The following is a 22754-nucleotide window of genomic DNA, read 5'->3' on the forward strand; positions in this document are numbered from 1 at the left end:
TTCACATTATGCATTATCACGCTTTGCTTTTTGCAGCTTTTCATAAGCAGCCAGCAAGGCTTGATGCGCAGGAAGTGCTTTAAGTTCTTCGTCAATAGACCACAAGCCATAGAAGCATGATTCCCCAGCGATAGCGGCTGATGCAGCATTTACTGCCTCTTGACCATACATACGTACAAAGGCGTTGTAGTATTGTGCAGGATCACGTTCTTCTTCTTGGGATAACAACAACAGGGTTTGCAAGCAACGATAATAATTTGCACGCTCAGCAGTAAATACCGAGCTATTGAAGTCTTGTGTCCATTCAACCCAAGCAAGTGCTTGCTCGAGATCACCACCAGCCAGTGCCAACATGGATTTTAGTTCGCCAATACGCAGGTTACTCCACCCATTGTCTTTACCTACAGCCAACCCAAGTAATTCACGAACACGGGTAAAATCATCTAAACCGTCATCATCTAATTGCTCGATAAGTGCAAGATAATCTTGTTTTTCCCATTGGCTATCAGGTAGGTTGATAATCGTGTCACGTAAATAAGCGCCCATCGCGTTATTGGCGATATGTAAGTCTTCTACTGGGTAAATATCAGACATACCTGGGACTAAAATACGGCAAGCGTAGACACCCAAATGGTTATAATCTGCAATATAGACTTCAGCATCTAATGTATTGAAAATACTAATAAGCGTTGCAAATTCTTCTTGAGTTGTGCCTTTAAAGCTCCAATCTGCAAAGGCATAATCGGCATCATCTTTAAATAAATCCCAGCTAATTAAACCGCTTGAATCAATAAAGTGAGTTTCAAGGTTTGTGTGTTCAGCCACTTCTTCGTCATCAAAGGTCGGTGCATTAAATACATCGAGGTCTTTTAAGCCACGGCCTTGTAGCAATTCGGTGACTGTACGTTCAAGGGCAACACCAAAGTCAGGATGAGCACCAAATGAGGCAAAACAAGTCCCGTTCTGTGGATTGAACAAAACCACACAAATTACAGGGTATTGGCCGCCTAGTGATGCGTCATAACAGAAAATTGGAAAACCTTCTTTTTCTAAGGTTTCAACGGCTTCAACTACCGCAGGATAACGAGCCATGACGTCAGCAGGGATAGCCGGTAAGCTAATACTTTCAGCAATGATTTTATTTTTAACAAAGCGTTCAAAGACTTCGGAAAGGCCTTGTACACGCGCTTCGTTGGCGGTATTTCCCGCAGACATTCCGTTGGAAACATATAGGTTGCCAACGATATTCATTGGAATATATACGGTTTGATTGTCTGATTGGCGGGTAAATGGCAGGGCGCAGATACCACGTTCTTCATTGCCGGATTGTAAGTCAATTAATTGGCTGGCGGCTAAGGCGTTATCGGGGTCATAAAATTTAATCAAACAATTGTCTAATAACCCTTCAGGTAAACTATCATCTTCGGTTAGTGGAAACCATTTTTCATTAGGGTAATGAACAAAATCCCCTTCAGCGATAGATTTACCAAGGTAAAAGTCCGCAAAGAAGTAATTCGTTGATAAACGCTCAAAATACTCACCAAGCGCTGAGGCTAATGCGGCTTTTTTGCTCGCTCCTTTACCATTAGTAAAGCAAAGGGGACACGCTTTATCGCGGATATGTACAGACCAAACGTTGGGTACAGGGTTTAACCAAGAGGCTTCTTCAATATCAAACCCTAATTTCTTTAATTTGGTTTGAAATGCATCGATAGAATCTTCAAGAGCGGCATCTTTGCCGGGAATAAAAGTTTGGCTCATTGTCAGTCACTTGTGAATAGAGTGTTTCAAACGGCTTATGATACGGATTTTTGTCGCAAGCCTCACGCTTTTTATTTATTCACAGATAAATCATCTTAAAATTCATTATTTATCCTAAAATAATTGTATAGGTCACATAAAATTCAGCATAATTCCACATAATAACTGAAGTTTATTAATGAAAGGAAAATAGGATGAAAAACAGAAATAAAGCGCTTTTGGCGACATTGGTTTCACTGTTTGCCGTATCCGCTATCGCTCAACCTAATATTACAGTATTGGCGACAGGGGGAACGATAGCAGGTGGCGGTGATTCAGCCACATCTTCCAGTTATCAAGCGGGTAAAGTAGGGATTGATGCTTTAATTAATGCAGTGCCAGAAACCAAAAAAATTGCCAATTTAAGTGGTGAGCAATTGGTGAATATTGGCTCACAAGATATGAATGACCAAGTCTGGCTGAGCCTCGCGAAAAAAATTAACCAAGATTGCGATAAAACAGATGGTTTTGTAATCACTCATGGTACTGATACTTTAGAAGAAACGGCATTTTTCCTTGATTTAACCACGCAATGTAAAAAGCCAATTGTTTTGGTTGGTGCAATGCGTCCTTCAACAGCTTTGGGCGCTGATGGTCCTTTGAACCTGTATAATGCAGTAGTTTTAGCGACGGATAAGTCTGCTGGAGAGCGCGGTGTTCTGATGGCAATGAACGATAAAGTCGTACAAGGCCGTAATGTGATGAAAATGAGCACCACTGAAGTACAGGCATTTGATGCAGTTAATGGTGGGGCAGAAGGTTTTATTCATGATGGTAAAGTCACTTATTTCCAAGCAGCGCAACCTCGTGGTGACAAAGCGGCATTCGATGTCAGTAAACTCGAAAAGCTCCCTGCGGTAGGCATTGTTTACAATTATGCCAATGCATCAGCGGCTCCGGTGAAAGCTTTGAGAGAAGAAGGGGTTGAAGGGATTGTAAGCGCAGGTGTGGGTAACGGTAATATGTATAAAGTGGTATTTGACGCTTTAGCAAAAGCAGCGAAAGAAGACGTGGTTGTTGTTCGTTCAAGCCGTGTACCAACAGGTTATACGACAAGAAATGCCGAAGTGGATGATAACTTATATGGTTTTGTTGCTTCAGAAAGGTTGAACCCGCAAAAAGCGCGTGTATTGCTTCAGTTAGCCTTAACTCAGACTAAAGATCCTCAGCAAATTCAGGCATTATTCGAAAAATATTAATTATCAAAACAAGTATTAATTTAATACAGCGGGGTGCAGTAGCTTGTACCCCGTTAGCTTTATTGTTTGTTAAGAAATTTTATACTTACGTATGTTATTTTTCAGTACAACAACATTTATCCTAATTATTTGACTCAGTAATCTGAGCTTTTTTAAGGCAATTAGGTCAATGTGGTGATAGAACTTTGAGAATTCCTACAAAATAGGAAAAATTAAGGTACAAACAGTTAATTTATTGATTTTATCTTAAACCCTTTCTTATGTGTATTCTCTATATATTTTTTATATTTATCAATTTATTACATTTTATTTTTAGCAAGGTCATCACTGGTGATAATGGCAATTAATTAAAATTAATGTGTCGTTGATCATATTTTGGCAACAAAGCCTGTATCTGTGTTGATAATTCGCGTTGCAAAAAATAGGCTAAATACATCGCAAGAGGCATAACTCATTGTGAATATTTAGATTTAAATGGAAAGTTAAATCGTATTTCGGCCGAAAAATAAAATTAAAAAATATTAGAGGAATACAAGAATGGTTAATAAAAATGTCAATACTGGCAGGAAATTGCTCGTCTTAAAAATCGCAATAGCGATGCTACCTATTGGTTACCAGCCAATCATGCATGCGGAGCAATTTTTTGAAGATTCAAAACTTACTGGTGGCCTTTACTACTGGCAACGAGATCGTTCACGTAAAGATTTAGACCCTAATAGTGATAAATATAAAAAGTATGCGGATAATCTTAAACACTCAACGTTTAATGCCAGCCTAGATTTCTCATCCGGCTATTTTCAGGACATTATTGGGCTTGATTTAGCGGGTTTTACAGCTATTGAGCTATCGAACAGTGGGCCTGCTGCACCAAATGAAATCGGTTTTAGTGACGCAAAATCACGTTGGGATGAAAAATGGACAGGGGATCGTAGTGGTGTGACTTTTTATAAAGCGGCTGCAAAATTGAAATATGGCCCTTTCTGGGGGAGAGGCGGCTATATTCAACCAACGGGGCAAACGCTATTAGCATCCCATTGGAGTTATATGCCTGGAACATACCGTGGATTAGAGGTGGGCGGGGTGTTTGATTTTGAGCAAAATGGTGAACTCAGCATGTCCTATATGTGGACCGACCGCTATAAAGCACCTTGGTACCGCAGTATGTATGATTTTCGTGAAGCGGATGGTAAAACTGGGATCAGCTATTTACAATCAATTGGTTTCAAATATGACTTTAAAAACAACTTAGTTCTTGAAGGGGCATATGGGCAAGCAAAAAGCTATATGGACCAATATTTTGCCAAGGTTTCCTATGCTGTTCCTGTTGTAGACCGTGATTTACGTATGTCTTATCAATTTTATGGGGCAAAAGACAAAGTTTCAGACGGCGGAGTTAATGATGTTTATGACGGTTTAGCTTGGTTGCAAGCGATGACATTAGGTTACACCTACGATGAATTTGATTTTAAATTAGAGGGAACCTATGTAAAAGCTAAAGGTAATCAAGGTTATTTCCTACAGCGTATGACCCCTGGTTGGGCAACATCAAATGGCCGCATGGATATTTGGTGGGATGGCCGTTCAGACTGGAATGCTAATAATGAAAAAGCCGTTATGGCTGGTGTTATGTATGATTTAAAAAATTGGGATTTAGCTGGATGGAAAGTCGGAACCTCATATATTTATGGTTGGGATGCTAAACCAAGTACGAATAGCCAATATGCTCAAGATGTACGCTTAAAAGAAAGTGCATGGAACTTTGATATTTTATATACCGTGCAGTCAGGTAGAGCAAAAGATACGCTATTTAAGCTACATTTTACCAAATATGATAATCATACAGATATTCCGAGTTATGGTGGTGGTTATGGAAATATTTTCCAAGATGAAAAAGATATTAAGTTTATGGTAATGATGCCATTTACTGTATTCTAGAGTAGAAAATATTTTAGTAACAAATGACTGCTATAGGGGAACTATGGCAGTCATTTGCCTAGATAGGAAAGAGGTTTGCTATATATTTTAATATTAATGAGATGTTTTAATAAGTGTAAATACTGATATAAAAATTGAAAATAAGGTGGGTATATTCACCTTATTTTTATGGTGACTACAAAGAAGCGTTATTTACACTTTCATTGGGTATGATAGCGTCTTGTTTTAGCTTATCTTTTAATATGGTAACTTTTTCCGATTGATGAGGAGGATTTTTAATTTGAGCATGGCCAGATAAAACCCCACCCTTTTTAATCGATAAGCTACTGTAATGGATAGTACCGTGGATTTCGCCATTATTTTCAATACAAATAGTATCAGATAAGCACTCACCTTCAATACGCCCATTAACTACCAGCTCTTTACAGGTAATATTTCCCGTGACTTGGCCGTTTAACATGACTTTAACAGTATTATCTTTTCCTGTTATATTTCCAATGACTTTTCCATAGATATGTACTTGCTCATTAGAGGTAATATTCCCTTCAAAAATAACGTCCCTAGAGATAACCGTATTCGATTTTTCTTCACTAATAGTAGGCGTTGATAGTGTAATTTGTTCTTCTATCTTTGCAGTCACTTCAGGCTCATTACTTATAGAAGGGGACGTCGATGTAGGCGTGGGCTTGTTTTGTCTTTTGGTGAACATTTTACTTACCTTTTTTTGATTGAAGTATAAGATCAAGAATAGCACTGATAATACGAACGAAAATAAGGTGATAGATAAATAGCTAAAAAACCACCCTATTAAAGTAAGAAACCAGAAGAAAAAACTTGTGTTGAGAAAAAGATATGTTTTTTTCATCAGATAATCTCTTACAAATTACTAAAATACGTAATTAGTTTAGTCAATAAATGTAATTGTGCATTTAAAGTGTATTTTAACTTTATGGCTACATTTGAATCATCAACTTTCTAAATTATAGTTAAAATAATAGAAAGGAAATAAAATAATTTTTATATAGTATGAAAAATTAGAAAACATCTATAATGTTATTTATATATCACTTTGATATATAAGTATAATTCTAGATGATAGAATATATTCATCAGTGAAATAATATAAGGGTTTTGATTTGAATTGCAACTATTATAGTTTCTAGGAAAATTTTTTATTAACTAAAAATTGTAGTGATAAATAGTTAAATTTAAGTTACTCATTATAAATTATCACTAATTGAGTGAAAAAATATGGATATTTGAAATAAAAAACCCTGATAAAGTTTATTATCAGGGTTTTGGTATTTTTTAACCATTACGTTTTATCAGCGATGGTTGAATACTATTACTCTTTTGCTTCGTGTGCGTCAGCATTATCACGGCAATCACCATCTGCGCAATGGCCATATAGATATAAACTATGGTTAGATAGTTTAATGCCATGGCGAGCAGCGATATTTTTTTGGCGAGTTTCAATGGATTCGTCAGTAAACTCAATCACTTTTCCACAATCTAAACAGATTAAATGGTCATGGTGATGTTGCTGAGTTAACTCGAATACAGATTTACCACCCTCGAAGTTGTGACGGGTTACGATACCTGCATCATCAAATTGGTTTAACACGCGGTATACGGTTGCTAACCCGATCTCTTCGCCCATATCGATCAGCTTTTTATAGAGATCTTCCGCACTGACGTGGTGGCACTCAGGCTCTTGAAGTACTTCCAAAATTTTTAATCTTGGAAGAGTGACTTTGAGTCCAGCATTTTTCAATGCTTTGTTGTTGTCTGTCATGCGGGTTTGTCCTGTATCTTAAATCATAAATTTAACAATAATGAGACATTTTTAACATCAATACAGTTGTCTTCTAAACTGATTTACAATTATAGGCATGGAAAATAAAAATAGAAACCATGCATTGTCTCATTATTTTGATAATCTCTTGAGAACCTATCCTATTAGGATACCTTATCGGTTATTTTAGATTACGCCACTGGCTTAAGTGATTCATTTTGTACAAGACAGTGGTGCAATCTATGGGTAAGGTTTCTTTATATGACCTATTAGCCTAAAATTTCAGCTAAAGACATTTCTTCAGAGATTTGTTTTACCCATGCATCAACACGTTCATCAGTTAGCTCAGGTTGACGATCTTCATCAATAGCTAAACCAATAAAGTGGTTGTCATCTGCCATACCTTTGGATACTTCAAAGTGATAACCTTCTGTTGGCCAATGACCAACAATAACAGCACCACGAGGCTCAATAATATCGCGGATCGTACCCATAGCATCACAGAAATATTCAGCGTAGTCTTCCTGGTCTCCACAACCAAATAAGGCGACAAGTTTACCTTCGAAATCAATTTCTTCGAGAGTAGGGAAGAAATCATCCCAATCACATTGAGCTTCACCATAATACCAAGTTGGAATACCGAGAAGTAGAATATCAAAAGCTTCAATATCTTCTTTACTGCATTTTGCGATATCGTGAACTTCTGCTACATCTTTGCCCAATCTTTCTTGGATCATTTTGGCAATATTTTCTGTGTTACCTGTGTCACTTCCGAAGAAAATGCCTATGACTGCCATAAAGTGATTAACCTCTTGTTTTTCTAAGAGGACTAGAGGTGAAAATTCGCCTTCTAGAGCCCATTTAGAACGAAAATAGATAGAATATTACGCCTTATTCTGGCGAAAAAATGATGCTAAGTCTGTCAAATTTGTGTGATTTATCAAGATAACGTTATTTGAGTATTGATGTGTTAACATGCTCAAGTTGTGACATCAAAATTTCTTCGATCAATTCACTACGGCTTATATTTTTATCTTCAGCTAACTGATTCAATATCACGACAGCTTCTTCGTTCAGTTTCAATTCAACTCTACGCAATCCTTTCACTTTATCTCGTTTCAGTTGGTTGCGTTTGTTGATCCTCAGTTGTTCATCCCGTGATAGCGGGCTTGTTTTAGGTCGCCCAGGCCTTCGTTCCTCAGCGAACAAATCTAGTGTAGTTCGATCCGTTTGTTCTTTTGCCATGTCTATAACTGCTAAAAGGGTGTGCCAGTAATTCAGCGCGCCATGATACCCTAGCTAATCCCCTTGTGCTATAGCTTCATCTACGATGATTTGGTTTAATCGGTTGTAAAATGAGCGCTTTTAGTAAAAAAGCACCACTTGCTATAGGTGTGATGCTTTTTTATCCGTGTTATTGCGTTTGTTGGCGCCATAAATTGGCGTATAAGCCATTTGATTTGAGCAAGTTTTCGTGTGTATCCATTTCGTGTACTTCTCCTTGGCAAATAACACATATCCTATCAGCATGCATAATCGTGTTGAGTCGGTGAGCAATACTAATGACTGTTCTTCCTTGCGTAATTAAAGGCATATTTTCCATAATGGCAGCTTCTGACTCGTAATCGAGCGCAGAAGTGGCTTCATCGAGAATTAAAATGTCTGGTTCGGTGAGTAAAGCGCGCGCAAGTGCAATTCTTTGACGTTGACCACCTGAAAGGTTCAAGCCTTTTTCTGATAAGGGATAATTAAAATTATCAGGCAATGCCATAATAAAGTCATATGCTCCAGCTAATTTTGCTGCGTGAATAACTTGTTCGTTAGTCGCTTGCGGGTGGCTTAAACGGATATTCTCTGCGATAGAACCGACGAATAAAGTGCTTTCTTGTAATACAACGCTCATTTTTCGGCGTAATGACACAGTATCTGCGACAGCTAAATCCATGCCATCAACAATAACTTGCCCATGTTGTGGTACATAAAGTCGTTGTAATAATTTCGTTAAGGTGCTTTTTCCAGAACCAGAAGGGCCAGTAATCCCAATAAATTCACCAGAATTAACCATTAATGACAAATTATTGATAACTTCAGGCGTATCAGGTTGATAACGAAATCGGATGTTTTGAAACTCTATTTTTCCGTGAATATTTGAAGTGTTTGCAATCCCTTTACGTTCATTTTCTACAGGTTCATCAAGAATATCTCCCACCCGACGCAATGAAATGATGGTATGTTGGAAATCTTGCCAAACTTGAGCAAATCGCAATACAGGTTGTGTAACATGCGCGCTTAGCATATTAAATGCCACTAATTCGCCAGGAGAAATCCCACCGTTTAATACCTCCTTGACACCAACCCACAAAAGAATTGCGGTAGTTATTTTACTCACAAGTGTCATTAACTGAGAGGCAACTTCACTGCGCATTGATACTTTAAAGCTTTGAGTTAGCTGCTTGCTAAATATTTTTTTCCAGCGTTGATTAAAGTATTTTTCTGTTGCTGTCGTTTTTATGGTTTCAATCCCAGTAATACTTTCGGTGAGAAAAGTGAGACCATTTTCATCGGCTTGGTAAGATTTTTGAGTTTGTTGGCGAATGATTGGGCCTAAAATCATCCATAAAACAAAAAATACCCCCATAGAGCCCAATAAAATCCAAGCCATCAAACTACTGTAGGAAAATAAAACCGCGACAAAAAGGATAACAAAGATAAAGTCAATGAATAGCATCAGTGTCGAGCCCGTTAAAAACTGCCTTATATGAGCTAATTCACGGATCCTTGCGATAATTTTCCCTGTTGGCCTTAGCTTAAAATAATTTAAAGGTAAGGCCATTAAATGGCGATAAATTTTCCCTGATAATTCAGCGCTTATCTGGCTACTACTATGGCTAAAAATCTTATTACGAATAAAACCATATATCGGCTCTGCAACAGCAATGGCAAAAATCGCCAATGCAATAACGTGTAAATTTGAGAGACTGCGGCCAACTAACACTTTGTCGATTAAATTTTGAAACAACAGTGGACTAATTAAGGCGAAAAGCTGAATAATGGCAGAGAGAATAAAAATATTTCGTAATTTAACATGTTGTCGCAAAATAGAGGGAATAAACCAGCTAAAACCAAAGGCCTTTTTTTGCTCCGGTTCTAATTGCTCCTTAATGAGTACTATGTCAAATTCAGCTTGTTGATGCCCAATCGAATTATAAATAGGTTTTCGTTCATCATTAGTCGGGTTAATGAGTACCAATTCATTTTCTTGGCTAATTACTTGCCAGAAACCATCTATATAGATTAAAGCGGGCAAAGGTAGTGTTCTTAATTGCTTATATTGTGCTGCAATAAGCTCGGTTTCATACCCCAATATTTGTGCACATTCTCTAATTTCCCACTCAGTAGGGGATAAAGTTTGCATACCAATAGCATGTCTTAGTTGGTCAGATGAAACATTGTTTTGATAATATTTAGCCACCCAAACTAAGGCATCCAAACCATGATTATTTAACTGTTCCATCGATTATTTTTCTCTCATCGCGTTTGAGGTGTATTCATTGATTGGGCTAAGTAAGTAATCAATAATACGGCGTTTATCTGTTTTTATTTCTGCCACAATGGATAAACCGGGTGTCAGTTCAATAGACTCACCATCAACTACTAGTTCTTTTTGCTTAAGACCGATTTGCCCTAAGAACACTAATCCAAGATTTTCATCGAGAGTACTGTCACGAGAGACGGAAATCACTTCCCCTTCAACTGTGCCATAACGAGTGTAAGGGAAAGCATCTATTTTCACCTCTGCTCTTAACCCTTCATGGATGAAACCAATATCTTTATTTAAGATTTTAATTTCAGCTAGTTGAACATGATTATTAGGTACTATAGCCATTAACTGCTGTGCGGGTTGTAACACTGCACCTATAGTGTGTGTAGCAAGTTGTTGTATCGTGCCATCAACGGGAGCCCGTATGATTTCTAATTGGTTTCTTTCTTTATTTTTTAATAGTTCTTGCTCAAGGGAAGCCCGCTTAAAGTCAGCTTGTTTGTATTTTTCATCCCACTCTTGGTTTTTTTGGGCTTTAATTCTGCCTACCTTTTCATTTAAGGCTTGATACTGGCTTTTTAGAATTGAGAGCTCAGATAATTTGGTGACTTTTTCTTTTTTAGCGATTAATAGTTCTCGCTCTTGTTCTAAAAATTCCTTCTGGCTGATCAACTGCTTTTTAGTTAACGAATGGTGTGCATCGAGACGCTTTTTGATGTTTACGATGAGGGAATTGATAGTGAGTAATTCGTCTTTTCTAGCTTGCTGATTGACAGTATTTAATTGAATTTCATTATTAAGTTCATTAATTAATGAATCAAATTCTATTTTTTGTGTTTGATAGCTAGCCCGTGTATTGTTTTGTTCTAGTTCAGTTAATTGGTTAAATAAAGGTAATTGCTCAATAGGCTGTTGTGAAATCAATGCTTGATAAATTAATATTTCGGCTACATGGAAGTTATGTTGGTAATTTAAACTCAGGATATCTTGGTCAACACCTAATACATTGACAGTTATTAAAGGATCCCCTTGTTTTACTACTTGCCCATCAGTGACATGAATATGTTCTAAACGACTTAATTCAAACGCTTGAATTAACTGTGTTCGTCCTGAAACAATAAGTTTACCTTGCGTGGTTGCTTGAATATCCAACTTACCAAAAAACGACCAAGTTATAGCAATAAAAACGCCTACACTAATAGAAATAGCGACGTATAGTGCCAAGTAAGACGGTGGTGTTTTTAATATCGCCAAGTGTGAAGGCAAAAAGCTGTTATAACGGTTTTTGTCTAATCGATGTTTCATTTTACGTCCATGTCTGATTTCAGAGACTGTTGTAGAGTCCACAAATGTTTATAAAAATTACCTTGTTCAATAAGTTGCTGATGGCTACCTTGCTCGATAATTTCACCATTTTGCATCACAATGATCCGCTGGTGATGGCGAATAGTTGATAGGCGGTGAGCAATTGTGATGATGGTCCTTCCTTTTGCAATAATATGCATATTTTCTTGAATAACGGCTTGGGATTCGTCATCTAAAGCGCTAGTTGCCTCATCAAAAATAATCACTTTAGGGTTGGAAAGCAGTGTTCTAGCAATAGCAATACGTTGGCGTTGGCCGCCAGAAAGTGATGTTCCCCCCTCGGCAAGAACGGTGTCGTAACCTTTTGGTAATTTCAAAATAAAATCGTGTGCTCCCGCCATTTTGGTGGCATGAACGACTTCGTCCATGGAGGCATCCGGTGAGGTTTGAGCGATATTGTGAAAAACAGATTGGCTGAATAAGAAATTTTCCTGTAAAACAATACCAATTTGTTGTCTAAGGGAGTGCAAGTTAATCGCAGACATGGGGGTTCCATCCACAAAAATAGCACCACTTTCAGGGGTATAAAGCCGTAGTAATAATTTAGCGAGGGTGCTCTTACCTGACCCTGATGTCCCAACAATACCAATAGTTTCTCCCGCTTTAATATTTAAATTAAAGTTTTTTAGAACAAATGGCATGTTAGGTTGGTAGCGGAACGAGATATTTTTTAGATTTAAATGCCCTTGAAGAGATAACTTATTTTCTTGCTGTGATTGTTCGGTAGGTAAGTTAATAATTTGGGAGAGTTTTTCGATAGCGACACTGGTTCGAATGTAGTCCCCCCATAGTTTAGTTAGTTTGATGAGGGGCTGGTTAGCGTGGCTAACCATCATGTAAAAGGCAATAAGCTGGCCAATCGTCATCTGCAATGCTAAAACTTCAGAAGCACCAACCCACAAAACAATAGCACTGGTGATTTTTTCAATAGCCATCACTAGATGTTCAGAGCGGGAGCTTATTTGCCCTGATACAAAGTTAGTTTGGCTCATATCAGCGGTTTGGCCGTCCCAGCGACGAGTGAAATTTGGTTCGACGGATAAGCTTTTGGCTGTTTCGATCCCATTGATACTTTCGGTCAAAAAAGAGGTATTGATGGCAATATTGGTGAACTGTTGTTGTGCAGCAGATTCAATTTTAGGCGTTAACCACCAAGCTAATAAAAGATAAAAAGGAATAGAACACAAAAATATTATTGTGAGTGTTGTGGAGATCAAATTCATCACAAAAATAAATACAAATAAAAATAGCACATCGACACATAGGGTAAAAAAGCTGCTGGTTAAAAACTCACGAATAGTTTCGAGTTCTTTTACTCGGGTGACAATTGCGCCTATTTGCCTGCTTTTAAAAAAGGGAATAGGCAGTCTCAGTAAATGATTTACCAGCTTCAAGCCGAGTGTCATATCAATGCGATTAACAGTGTGATGATAAATATACTCTCGTAATCCTTTCAATGTCACTTCGATCAACGCTGCAATAATTAACCCAAAAATTAAAACGTCCAATGTGACTAAGCTATTATGAACGAGTACTTTATCCATAATAACTTGCATAACAATAGGGGAAACTAATGCGAGTATTTGTAATATAAATGAAAAGAATAAAACCCACAAAATAATGGGTTTGTATTTCATAAATTCAACTTGGAACCAGGTAATGTCAAATTGACCCTGCTTAAGGTTTACTTCTAACCAATGACCATTCCATTGTTGATTCAGCTCATCAATACTCCATATCTCTGGGGGCGTATTCCCAAATTGCTGAATGAGTACTTGTTCTTGATTGCAGTTAGCTAATAGAATGGCTTCTCCTTTGGTATTATATAAAATAGCAGGGCATACGATTTTAGTTACATTTTTATTCTTCTGATATTTATTCCTACAGCGAATGGCATGTTTCGATTTAATAATGTTAAGTTTTTCATTATAACCAATAGATTGATTGAGTGTTTGTTCTAGTTCTTTAGGATTTACTTGCCCTGATAACTTAGCAATAACACTAATGAAGTATAATGTTGATTTTGATTTGAGACTATCCATTTTCTATATTAATAAATTCCTTAAGTTATTTGAATTTTTAATTCCAAATTTGCATTGATAAAATATGCACTAGATAGTAATAAGGTGGAGTAGAATTTGGATAATACAGGGTTTGTAATTCGCTGTGTATTGAAGTTAGTCTTATTATGTAATTAATAAAGTAATTATATTTAACTACAAATATATTTAAAGATATTGAAAAGTTATATATCTTTTCAATATCTATATTTAAATGTGAACAATTATTCAGGGATAGATAAAAAACGATGAATGGCTCTTAAAACATGGTCTGGTTTTTCTGCATGAACCCAGTGCCCTGTATCAGCAACAACCCACGCTTTGGCTTGCGGAAATTGTTGTGCGATTTGTTCTTTATATTCAGCTTGTACATAAGGGGAATTTCCTCCTGGGATTAACAGCACGGGTTTATTCCAGGCGGGTACTATTTCCCAACCAATAATACTTTCATAATTAGCTTTTAGGGCAGGTAAATTAAATTTCCACTCACCCTGTTTAAAGGATTTAAGCAGAAATTGGATAACACCATCCTCATTAATGTAATCACGCATAATCACAGTAGCTTCTTGGCGAGTTTTTGCATTTTTTGCTGTGACGGCATCAAGCGCCGCGAATATTTTATCATGACGGCGGACTTGGTAAGCGACAGGCGCCATATCAATAGCAACGATACTATTAATAAAATTAGGGGCTATTGCTGTTGCCGCCATGGCGATTTTGCCACCCATAGAGTGACCAATTAAAATAGCATTTTCGTAACCTAAAGACTTTATTAGAGTAATAACATCTTGGGCCATTTGTTGGTAACTCATTTGCTCATCACGAAATGAGTCACCATGATTACGAACATCAATTTGAATCGTATCGAAATATTGTTGTAGATTACGTCCTAAAACACCTAAGTTATTGAGGTCACCAAATAACCCATGTATGAGTACAATAGGACTATTTGAGATTGGATTTTCAGGTTTATGGATAGTATGGTTAAGTAACACAGTCATATTTGTTTGATCAATTCGTCAGCGGTACATGTGGTCTTATCATGTCACGGCTATGAATAAAATCCAAATGGTCAAATAAGCTGCGATTTTGGCTGAGGTAAGTCAATGAGTCGATAATCAAAATATCCTTAGCCAATGAATTTCAGAAAATTGAAGTTGATCACTGAGGCAAAATACTGGAAGTCATGGCATGATAACCCACTGAATTATCTTTGAACTTAGAATAATGTTTACTTTAAGTTATTGAAATTTTAATTGTTTTGTTTTTTTTAAATCTGTCTTATAATCACACCGCAAATTTTAGTTAAAAAAGTACTGGGAAAAAATGAAAACGATAGAAGTTGATGAAGAGCTTTACCGCTATATTGCGAGCCATACACAGCATATCGGTGAAAGTGCATCGGATATTTTGCGCCGTATGTTAAATTTCAAATCCGGGCAGCCAGTACAAGCAAAAGAAATTAGTCAGGAACATGCTGTTATTAAGGCTGAACCTGCGATGAGTACACCTGCTGTTGCATTAAACCCTGTTAGAGTCATTAGAGAGCTTCTGTTATCTGACGCTTATGCAGAAAAAAGTAAAGCGATTGACCGCTTTATGTTGATTTTATCTACTTTATATAGTTTAGATGCGAATCGTTTTGCGAGTGCAACAGAGTTAATGCATGGCCGAACTCGTATTTATTTTGCTGGTGATGAACAAACATTACTTGCAGCTGGTAAGCAATCTAAGCCGCGTCATATACCAGGAACACCCTATTGGGTGATCACGAATACGAATACGAATCGTAAACGTAGCATGGTTGATGCGATCATGCAGGAAATGCAATTTCCAACCAATGTGATTGAAAAAGTTTGTAATACTATTTAAAAACTGAAAGGCCACTGATGTTGATAACAAAGCATCAGTGCTTTGGGAGAAAACAAGTGACAATACATGAACGTGCAGGGCAGCTTCCGTTTCAAAGTGACTTGATCAATGTCGCTCAATTAACCGCTCAATATTATACGCAGCAACCACAACCCGATAATACATCTCAAGCTGTTAAGTTTGGCACATCAGGGCATCGTGGTAGTTCGTTGCGTAAAAATTTTAATGAAAACCACATATTAGCCATTGCACAAGCAATTGCCGATTTACGCAAAAAGCAAGGTGTAACAGGTCCTTGTTTTGTAGGGAAAGATACCCATGCGTTATCAGAAGCAGCGTTTATTACAGTGGTTGAAGTGTTAGCGGCAAATCAAGTTCATGTAATTGTTCAGGAAAATAATGGTTTTACGCCAACTCCAGCTATCTCTCACGCTATTTTAAGTTATAACCAATCACACCAAGATGTTGCGGATGGCATTGTGATTACGCCTTCACATAACCCACCTGAAGATGGCGGTATTAAATACAACCCTGCGAATGGCGGGCCGGCTGATACCGATTTAACTTCTGTTATTGAAAAAAATGCAAACCAATTGCTAGTCAATAACCTGGAAGGGGTTAAAAGAGTCAATTTTGATACAGCGATGGCGAGTGAATACGTTATTCAGCAAGATTTGGTTATGCCTTATGTCTCTGCATTAGGCGAAGTTGTTGATATGCAAGCGATTGCTAAGTCTGGTTTGAAAATTGGTGTTGACCCACTAGGCGGTTCCGGTATTGAATACTGGAAAAAAATTGCTGAATATTATCAATTAGATATTGAAATCGTAAATGACCAATTAGACCAAACGTTCCGTTTTATGCCTTTGGATCATGATGGTGTTATCCGTATGGATTGCTCATCAAGTTGGGCAATGGCGGGTTTGCTTGGGATGAAAGAAAAATTTGATTTAGCTTTCGCTAATGACCCTGACTATGACCGTCATGGCATTGTTACCCCCGATGGTTTAATGAACCCAAATCACTATCTTGCTGTGGCAATCGACTACCTATTCCAACACCGCCCTCAGTGGGGAAAAAATGTTGCGGTAGGGAAAACACTTGTCTCAAGTGCGATGATTGACCGTGTTGTTAATGATATCGGTCGTGAATTAGTTGAAGTGCCTGTAGGGTTCAAATGGTTCGTTGATGGGTTATTCAGTGGACAACTAGGTTTTGGCGGTGAGGAAAGTGCTGGGGCATCATTCTTAAAATTCGATGGCACACCTTGGTCAACAGACAAAGACGGTATCATTCTTTGCTTACTAGCCGCGGAAATTACGGCGGTTACCGGTGAAAACCCGCAGCAGCGTTATAATAACCTTGCCAAAAAATTTGGGGCACCGATTTACAACCGTATTCAAGCGAAAGCTACTCACGAAGAAAAAGCGAAGCTAAGTAAATTATCACCGGAAATGGTTGCAGCAGATACATTGGCAGGAGATAAAATTACACAGCGTTTAACCGCAGCCCCCGGTAATAATGCGCCAATTGGTGGTTTAAAAATCATGACTGATTATGGCTGGTTTGCAGCAAGGCCATCAGGCACGGAAGAAGCGTATAAAATTTATTGTGAAAGCTTCCGTGGAGAAGAGCATTTACGCCAAATAGAAAAAGAAGCGATTGAAATCGTAAGCAAAGTTATTCGCTAATTTTTAATCTTCAATAAAAGACATTTCAATGAATATCCCGAAACACAGCGCAATGATGTAATTCGGGATATTATCGCTTATTTATTGTTAATTTCTCCATAAAATGGTGCTTGTCGAGAGTGTGACAAGATTAACAAAATTCTTTTCCCCATTATCAAAAAATAACCCCCCTTTCATTTTTGGGATTGCTGACAATAACCGTTGCAGCTAAAGGCTTGGAGTGGTACAACTTTAACTATCTGAGTGAATTTTATTAACCATAATTGAAGATGGATAGGGTGAGGTCAATGAGTCAGGTTTATAATTTCAGTGCAGGTCCAGCTATGCTACCTGTTGAAGTCATGCGTCGTGCTGAACAAGAGTTTTGTAATTGGAAGGGTTTAGGCGTTTCTGTCATGGAAGTTAGCCATCGCGGAAAAGACTTTATCGAAGTGGCAACAGAAGCAGAGCAAAATTTACGTGATTTATTAAACATCCCTGATAACTATAAAGTTTTATTTTGTCACGGTGGAGCTCGAGCCCATTTTGCGACGTTACCAATGAATTTACTAGGTGATAAAACGACCGCAGACTACATTGTAAGCGGCTATTGGTCAGAGTCAGCAGCAAAAGAAGCTGAAAAATACTGTACACCTAATGTAATTCAAATTACTGAAGAAAAAGATGGCATTGTTAGTTTAAAACCTATGAAAGAGTGGCCATTAAGTGATGATGCCGCTTATGTTCACTATTGCCCAAATGAAACCATTGGTGGCTTAGCTATTCATGAGGAACCTGATTTCCCTGAAGATAAAATTATTGTTGCTGACTATTCCTCTTCTATCTTATCTAAACCGATTGATGTAAGCCGTTATGGTGTAATTTATGCGGGAGCTCAAAAAAATATTGGGCCAGCTGGATTAACTATCGTTATTATTCGAGAAGACCTGCTCGGTAAAGCTTCGCCTCAGACTCCATCTGTATTTGATTACACGGTATTAGCAAAACACGATTCAATGTTTAATACTCCACCGACCTTTGCTTGGTATCTCGCGGGGATGGTCTTCAAATGGTTAAAAGAGCAAGGTGGTTTGCAAGAAATGGCTAAGCGTAATTATGAAAAATCACAATTACTCTACAATGCAATTGATGATAGCCAGTTCTATATTAACCGTGTTGCGGTTGAAAACCGTTCTTGGATGAACGTACCGTTCCAAATGCAAAACCCGGCACTTGATGCGAAATTTATTGAAGAAGCCAAAGAGCAAGGCTTACTTTCTCTAAAAGGCCATAAAGTGGCTGGTGGTATGCGTGCGTCAATCTATAATGCGATGCCATTAGCTGGTGTACAGGCTTTGGTTGATTTTATGGCTGATTTCGAACGCCATAACGCTCAATAATGAGATTTGCCGACTGAAATAGGATGTTCAGTCGGTTATCTGTGCTCTTCTTATTTGACTTAAAAGAAAATGGAGCCAGATATTATTTACTTGCAAAACTTCACTGGAGAAACTGCTTTTTATGCAATCCCTGACATTACAACCTATCTCTTCAATCAACGGCACAATTAATTTGCCAGGGTCAAAAAGTGTCTCAAACCGCGCACTATTATTAGCAGCGATGGCTAAAGGAACGACCATACTCACTAACTTATTGGACAGTGATGATATTCGCCATATGCTGAATGCATTAAGCCAGCTAGGTGTTAACTACCAATTGTCTGAAGATAAAACACGTTGTCGTGTGGAAGGTTTAGGTGGAAATTTATCTCATCCAGATGAAACAGAAATCTTTTTAGGCAATGCGGGAACTGCAATGCGCCCACTGACTGCAGCACTATCACTAAGCCGTAATAATATTATTTTAACGGGTGAGCCTCGCATGAAAGAGCGCCCAATTGGGCATTTGGTTGATGCGCTGAGGGAAGGCGGTGCAGAGATTGAATATTTGGAACAAGAGAATTACCCACCATTACGTTTAAAAGGTGGTTTTATCGGTGGCCAAATTTCAGTCGATGGGTCTGTTTCTAGCCAGTTTTTAACTGCGCTGTTAATGGCGGCACCGCGTGCAGAGCAAGACACAACAATTACAATTATTGGCGAGTTAGTCTCCAAACCTTACATTGATATCACATTAGCATTAATGAAAACGTTCGGTGTTAATGTCGAAAATCATCAATATGAATATTTCGTTATCAAAGGGCAGCAACAATACCAATCACCAGGCGAATATTTAGTGGAAGGTGATGCTTCATCAGCGTCTTATTTCCTCGCTGCGGCCGCCATTAAGGGGGGCGTAGTGCGTGTAACAGGAATTGGGCGCAATAGTTTGCAAGGGGACACTAAATTTGCCAACGTATTAGAAAAAATGGGCGCGACTATTCGTTGGGGTGATGACTACGTTGAATGTGAACGCAGAACATTGACAGGTATTGATATGGACATGAACGCGATCCCTGATGCGGCAATGACCATTGGAACGGTTGCCCTGTTTGCTGAAGGCGAAACGGTTATTCGTAATATCTATAACTGGCGGGTAAAAGAGACCGACCGGTTATATGCGATGGCGACAGAGTTACGAAAAGTTGGCGCTGAAGTGGAAGAGGGGCATGATTATATTCGTGTTGTTCCACCGAAAAAATTACAACATGCTGAAATTGAAACCTATAACGACCATCGTATTGCAATGTGTTTTTCCTTAGTTGCATTATCAGATACACCAGTAACAATTTTGGATCCGGGCTGCACTGCAAAAACTTTTCCTGATTACTTCGAACAGTTGGCACGTCTAAGTCATTAATCTATTGATTGGGTTGATATTATTTTCTTTGATATCAACCTGATTTTTACGATTCAAATATCAACTTTTTCTTATTTTTTAGCAATCATCAGAACCTGCTTATTTCACAAATCTACTGGATTGGTATAATACCTTCACAGATTTTAATTGCGGGTAGCTAGGCTATTTGCAGAAAAGGAGATTTTTTATGGTGGCGATAGCCCCTGTAATCACCGTTGATGGACCAAGCGGAGCAGGTAAAGGTACGCTTTGCCAAGCATTAGCAAACGAGTTTGGGTGGCAACTTTTAGACTCTGGCGCGATTTATCGTGTATTAGCGTTAGCAGCGTTACATCACCATGTTGATATCCAATCCGAAGATGCGTTAGTTCCTTTGGCTGCAAATTTAGATGTGAAATTTGTTCCTGAAGATAATGTACTGAAAGTCATTCTGGAAGGGGAAGATGTTTCGAATCAAATTAGAACCGAAACAGTAGGAAACACTGCATCCCAAACAGCCACTTTTCCTCGCGTACGTGAAGCTTTACTCCGACGCCAACGTGCATTTAGAACCCATCCTGGGCTAATTGCTGATGGCCGTGATATGGGAACGGTGGTTTTTCCCGATGCACCGGTAAAAATTTTTCTTGATGCCTCCGCGGAAGAACGGGCTCATCGGCGGATGAAGCAGTTGCAAGAAAAAGGTTTTGATGTTAATTTTGAACGTCTTTTAAGCGAAATTGAAGAGCGGGATTTTCGTGATCGTAATCGCTCTGTTGCACCTCTTATTGCCGCGAAAGACGCATTAGTGCTGGATTCCACAAGTATGTCTATTGAGGAAGTTATTGAAAAAGCACACACCTATGCAAAAAAAATTCTACAATTATCGTGATAATAGGCTTTATTTTAGCTTATAATTAGATAATATACGCAGTTACCGCTATGTGATTATATTATTAGCATAGCATCAACCTTGCGACATGGAATGTTGTGGGGTATGTGAAACAACCCCATTTGGCGGGAAGCTAAGTGGACGTTAATTTAAAACTCTTGAAGATCATTAATATGACTGAATCTTTTGCTCAACTCTTTGAAGAATCCCTGCAGAATATTGAAACTCGTCCTGGTTCTATCGTCCGTGGTACTGTTGTTGCCATCGATAAAGACGTAGTCCTTGTTGACGCAGGTCTTAAATCAGAATCTGCTATCCCAGTAGAACAGTTCAAAAATGCTCAGGGTGAGCTAGAAATCCAAGTTGGCGACGAAATCGATGTAGCTCTGGATGCAGTAGAAGATGGTTTCGGTGAAACTATCCTGTCTCGTGAGAAAGCTAAACGTCATGAAGCATGGCTGATGCTGGAAAAAGCTTACGAAGAAGCTGAAACTGTAACTGGTGTTATCAACGGTAAAGTTAAAGGTGGTTTCACTGTTGAGCTGAACGGTATTCGTGCGTTCTTACCAGGTTCACTGGTTGATGTACGTCCAGTTCGTGATACTACTCACTTGGAAGGCAAAGAGCTTGAGTTCAAAGTAATCAAGCTGGATCAGAAACGCAACAACGTTGTTGTTTCTCGTCGTGCTGTAATTGAATCTGAAAGCAGCGCTGAGCGCGATCAACTGCTGGAAAATCTGCAAGAAGGCATGGAAGTTAAAGGTATCGTTAAGAACCTTACTGACTACGGTGCATTCGTTGATCTGGGCGGTGTTGACGGCCTGCTGCATATCACTGACATGGCTTGGAAACGTGTTAAACACCCAAGCGAAATCGTCAACGTTGGTGATGAAATCAATGTTAAAGTTCTGAAATTCGACCGTGAGCGCACTCGTGTTTCTCTGGGTCTGAAACAACTGGGCGAAGATCCTTGGGTCGCAATCGCTAAACGTTACCCAGAAGGTACTAAACTGACTGGTCGCGTTACTAACCTGACTGACTATGGTTGCTTCGTAGAAATCGAAGAAGGCGTTGAAGGTCTGGTTCACGTTTCAGAAATGGATTGGACTAACAAAAACATCCACCCATCTAAAGTTGTTAACGTTGGTGATGTTGTTGAAGTTATGGTTCTGGATATCGATGAAGAACGTCGTCGTATCTCACTGGGCCTGAAACAGTGCAAATCTAACCCATGGCAGCAATTCGCAGAAACTCACAACAAAGGCGACCGCGTTGAAGGTAAAATCAAGTCTATCACTGACTTCGGTATCTTCATCGGTCTGGACGGCGGCATCGATGGCCTGGTTCACCTGTCTGACATCTCCTGGAACGTTGCAGGCGAAGAAGCAGTTCGTGAATACAAAAAAGGTGATGAAATCGCAGCTGTTGTTCTGCAAGTCGACGCAGAGCGTGAACGTATTTCTTTAGGTGTTAAACAGTTAGCTGAAGATCCATTCAATAACTATTTAGCAGCAACTAAGAAAGGCGCAATCGTAACTGGTAAAGTAATCGCAGTTGATGCTAAAGGTGCAACTGTTGAGCTGACACTGGGCGTTGAAGGTTACCTGCGTGCATCAGAAGCTTCACGTGACCGTGTTGAAGATGCAACACTGGTTCTGAACGTTGGTGATGATGTTGAAGCTAAATACACTGGTGTTGATCGTAAAAACCGTGTAATCAACCTGTCTGTTCGCGCTAAAGACGAAGCTGATGAGAAAGACGCTGTCGCAGCTGTGAACAAACAAGAAGATACAGCATTCGGCAACAATGCTATGGCTGAAGCTTTCAAAGCAGCTAAAGGCGAATAA

17 protein-coding genes are annotated in these 22754 nt (G+C 38.7%); 8 read left to right on the forward strand and 9 right to left on the reverse strand.

What is annotated here, in order from left to right; all coding sequences use genetic code 11:
* Nucleotides 1-6: 6 nt before the first annotated feature.
* The gene (gene ycaO / locus M1F25_RS07615; protein ID WP_181489552.1) at nt 7-1761 is read right to left on the reverse strand and encodes a 30S ribosomal protein S12 methylthiotransferase accessory factor YcaO; all 1755 of its coding nucleotides are present in this window, start codon (nt 1759-1761) and stop codon (nt 7-9) included.
* Nucleotides 1762-1955: 194 nt separating this feature from the next.
* On the opposite strand from ycaO, the gene ansB reads away from it, so the two are divergent.
* Nucleotides 1956-2999: an L-asparaginase 2 gene (ansB, locus tag M1F25_RS07620; RefSeq protein ID WP_181489553.1), complete on the forward strand. Its 1044-nt coding sequence runs from the start codon at nt 1956-1958 to the stop codon at nt 2997-2999.
* 537 nt (nt 3000-3536) lie between these two features.
* Nucleotides 3537-4934 (forward strand): chitoporin ChiP, encoded by a 1398-nt coding sequence (gene chiP / locus M1F25_RS07625; protein ID WP_136134456.1) that lies wholly within the window; start codon nt 3537-3539, stop codon nt 4932-4934.
* A 175-nt stretch (nt 4935-5109) separates the two neighbouring features.
* Here the strand turns inward: chiP and M1F25_RS07630 are convergent, their stop codons facing one another.
* From M1F25_RS07630 to ybfF, 8 genes are all read right to left on the reverse strand, one after another.
* Nucleotides 5110-5643: a bactofilin family protein gene (locus M1F25_RS07630; protein WP_226616972.1), complete on the reverse strand. Its 534-nt coding sequence runs from the start codon at nt 5641-5643 to the stop codon at nt 5110-5112.
* A gap of 636 nt (nt 5644-6279) precedes the next feature.
* Entirely contained in the window at nt 6280-6729 is a 450-nt protein-coding gene (gene fur / locus M1F25_RS07635) for a ferric iron uptake transcriptional regulator (protein ID WP_004256285.1), read from the reverse strand.
* A 269-nt stretch (nt 6730-6998) separates the two neighbouring features.
* Nucleotides 6999-7526, reverse strand: a complete 528-nt coding sequence (fldA, locus tag M1F25_RS07640; protein ID WP_004256261.1) for a flavodoxin FldA — start codon at nt 7524-7526, stop codon at nt 6999-7001.
* 154 nt (nt 7527-7680) lie between these two features.
* Complete coding sequence (gene ybfE, locus M1F25_RS07645; RefSeq protein WP_004256256.1) at nt 7681-7974, reverse strand: LexA regulated protein; 294 nt, start codon at nt 7972-7974, stop codon at nt 7681-7683.
* A gap of 169 nt (nt 7975-8143) precedes the next feature.
* Nucleotides 8144-10243 carry a type I secretion system permease/ATPase gene (locus M1F25_RS07650; RefSeq protein ID WP_140170793.1) on the reverse strand — a complete coding sequence of 700 codons (2100 nt, stop codon included), beginning with the start codon at nt 10241-10243 and terminating at the stop codon, nt 8144-8146.
* Nucleotides 10244-10246: 3 nt separating this feature from the next.
* Nucleotides 10247-11575: an HlyD family type I secretion periplasmic adaptor subunit gene (locus M1F25_RS07655; protein ID WP_181489554.1), complete on the reverse strand. Its 1329-nt coding sequence runs from the start codon at nt 11573-11575 to the stop codon at nt 10247-10249.
* Nucleotides 11572-13677, reverse strand: a complete 2106-nt coding sequence (locus M1F25_RS07660; RefSeq protein ID WP_181489555.1) for a peptidase domain-containing ABC transporter — start codon at nt 13675-13677, stop codon at nt 11572-11574. The genes M1F25_RS07655 and M1F25_RS07660 overlap by 4 nt, the downstream gene beginning before the upstream one ends.
* 242 nt (nt 13678-13919) lie before the next feature.
* Nucleotides 13920-14696, reverse strand: coding sequence for an esterase (gene ybfF, locus M1F25_RS07665; RefSeq protein WP_004256243.1), 777 nt, complete (start codon nt 14694-14696; stop codon nt 13920-13922).
* Between the two features lie 325 nt (nt 14697-15021).
* On the opposite strand from ybfF, the gene seqA reads away from it, so the two are divergent.
* The 6 genes from seqA to rpsA all read left to right on the forward strand — a co-directional run bounded on the left by seqA (nt 15022) and on the right by rpsA (nt 22754).
* Complete coding sequence (seqA, locus tag M1F25_RS07670; protein WP_004256238.1) at nt 15022-15567, forward strand: replication initiation negative regulator SeqA; 546 nt, start codon at nt 15022-15024, stop codon at nt 15565-15567.
* A 56-nt stretch (nt 15568-15623) separates the two neighbouring features.
* On the forward strand, nt 15624-17258 hold the full coding sequence (gene pgm, locus M1F25_RS07675) for a phosphoglucomutase (alpha-D-glucose-1,6-bisphosphate-dependent) (RefSeq protein WP_094960685.1): 1635 nt from the start codon (nt 15624-15626) through the stop codon (nt 17256-17258).
* A 287-nt stretch (nt 17259-17545) separates the two neighbouring features.
* Complete coding sequence (gene serC / locus M1F25_RS07680; RefSeq protein ID WP_036957913.1) at nt 17546-18637, forward strand: 3-phosphoserine/phosphohydroxythreonine transaminase; 1092 nt, start codon at nt 17546-17548, stop codon at nt 18635-18637.
* Between the two features lie 121 nt (nt 18638-18758).
* Nucleotides 18759-20036, forward strand: coding sequence for a 3-phosphoshikimate 1-carboxyvinyltransferase (gene aroA, locus M1F25_RS07685; protein ID WP_036957912.1), 1278 nt, complete (start codon nt 18759-18761; stop codon nt 20034-20036).
* A 187-nt stretch (nt 20037-20223) separates the two neighbouring features.
* Entirely contained in the window at nt 20224-20907 is a 684-nt protein-coding gene (cmk, locus tag M1F25_RS07690) for a (d)CMP kinase (RefSeq protein ID WP_094960688.1), read from the forward strand.
* Nucleotides 20908-21080: 173 nt separating this feature from the next.
* Entirely contained in the window at nt 21081-22754 is a 1674-nt protein-coding gene (gene rpsA / locus M1F25_RS07695) for a 30S ribosomal protein S1 (protein ID WP_004909559.1), read from the forward strand.

The sequence above is a fragment of the Providencia sp. PROV109 genome (genome assembly GCF_033681625.1).
Lineage (GTDB): Bacteria > Pseudomonadota > Gammaproteobacteria > Enterobacterales > Enterobacteriaceae > Providencia > Providencia hangzhouensis.

Coding starts and splice junctions, on each gene's coding strand:
- fur (WP_004256285.1), bottom strand. CDS start 6,729: ATGACAGACAACAACAAAGCATTGAAAAATGCTGGACTCAAAGTCACT.
- aroA (WP_036957912.1), top strand. CDS start 18,759: ATGCAATCCCTGACATTACAACCTATCTCTTCAATCAACGGCACAATT.
- seqA (WP_004256238.1), top strand. CDS start 15,022: ATGAAAACGATAGAAGTTGATGAAGAGCTTTACCGCTATATTGCGAGC.
- ansB (WP_181489553.1), top strand. CDS start 1,956: ATGAAAAACAGAAATAAAGCGCTTTTGGCGACATTGGTTTCACTGTTT.
- chiP (WP_136134456.1), top strand. CDS start 3,537: ATGGTTAATAAAAATGTCAATACTGGCAGGAAATTGCTCGTCTTAAAA.
- M1F25_RS07660 (WP_181489555.1), bottom strand. CDS start 13,677: ATGGATAGTCTCAAATCAAAATCAACATTATACTTCATTAGTGTTATT.
- cmk (WP_094960688.1), top strand. CDS start 20,224: ATGGTGGCGATAGCCCCTGTAATCACCGTTGATGGACCAAGCGGAGCA.
- fldA (WP_004256261.1), bottom strand. CDS start 7,526: ATGGCAGTCATAGGCATTTTCTTCGGAAGTGACACAGGTAACACAGAA.
- rpsA (WP_004909559.1), top strand. CDS start 21,081: ATGACTGAATCTTTTGCTCAACTCTTTGAAGAATCCCTGCAGAATATT.
- ycaO (WP_181489552.1), bottom strand. CDS start 1,761: ATGAGCCAAACTTTTATTCCCGGCAAAGATGCCGCTCTTGAAGATTCT.
- M1F25_RS07630 (WP_226616972.1), bottom strand. CDS start 5,643: ATGTTCACCAAAAGACAAAACAAGCCCACGCCTACATCGACGTCCCCT.
- ybfF (WP_004256243.1), bottom strand. CDS start 14,696: ATGACTGTGTTACTTAACCATACTATCCATAAACCTGAAAATCCAATC.
- serC (WP_036957913.1), top strand. CDS start 17,546: ATGAGTCAGGTTTATAATTTCAGTGCAGGTCCAGCTATGCTACCTGTT.
- M1F25_RS07650 (WP_140170793.1), bottom strand. CDS start 10,243: ATGGAACAGTTAAATAATCATGGTTTGGATGCCTTAGTTTGGGTGGCT.
- M1F25_RS07655 (WP_181489554.1), bottom strand. CDS start 11,575: ATGAAACATCGATTAGACAAAAACCGTTATAACAGCTTTTTGCCTTCA.
- ybfE (WP_004256256.1), bottom strand. CDS start 7,974: ATGGCAAAAGAACAAACGGATCGAACTACACTAGATTTGTTCGCTGAG.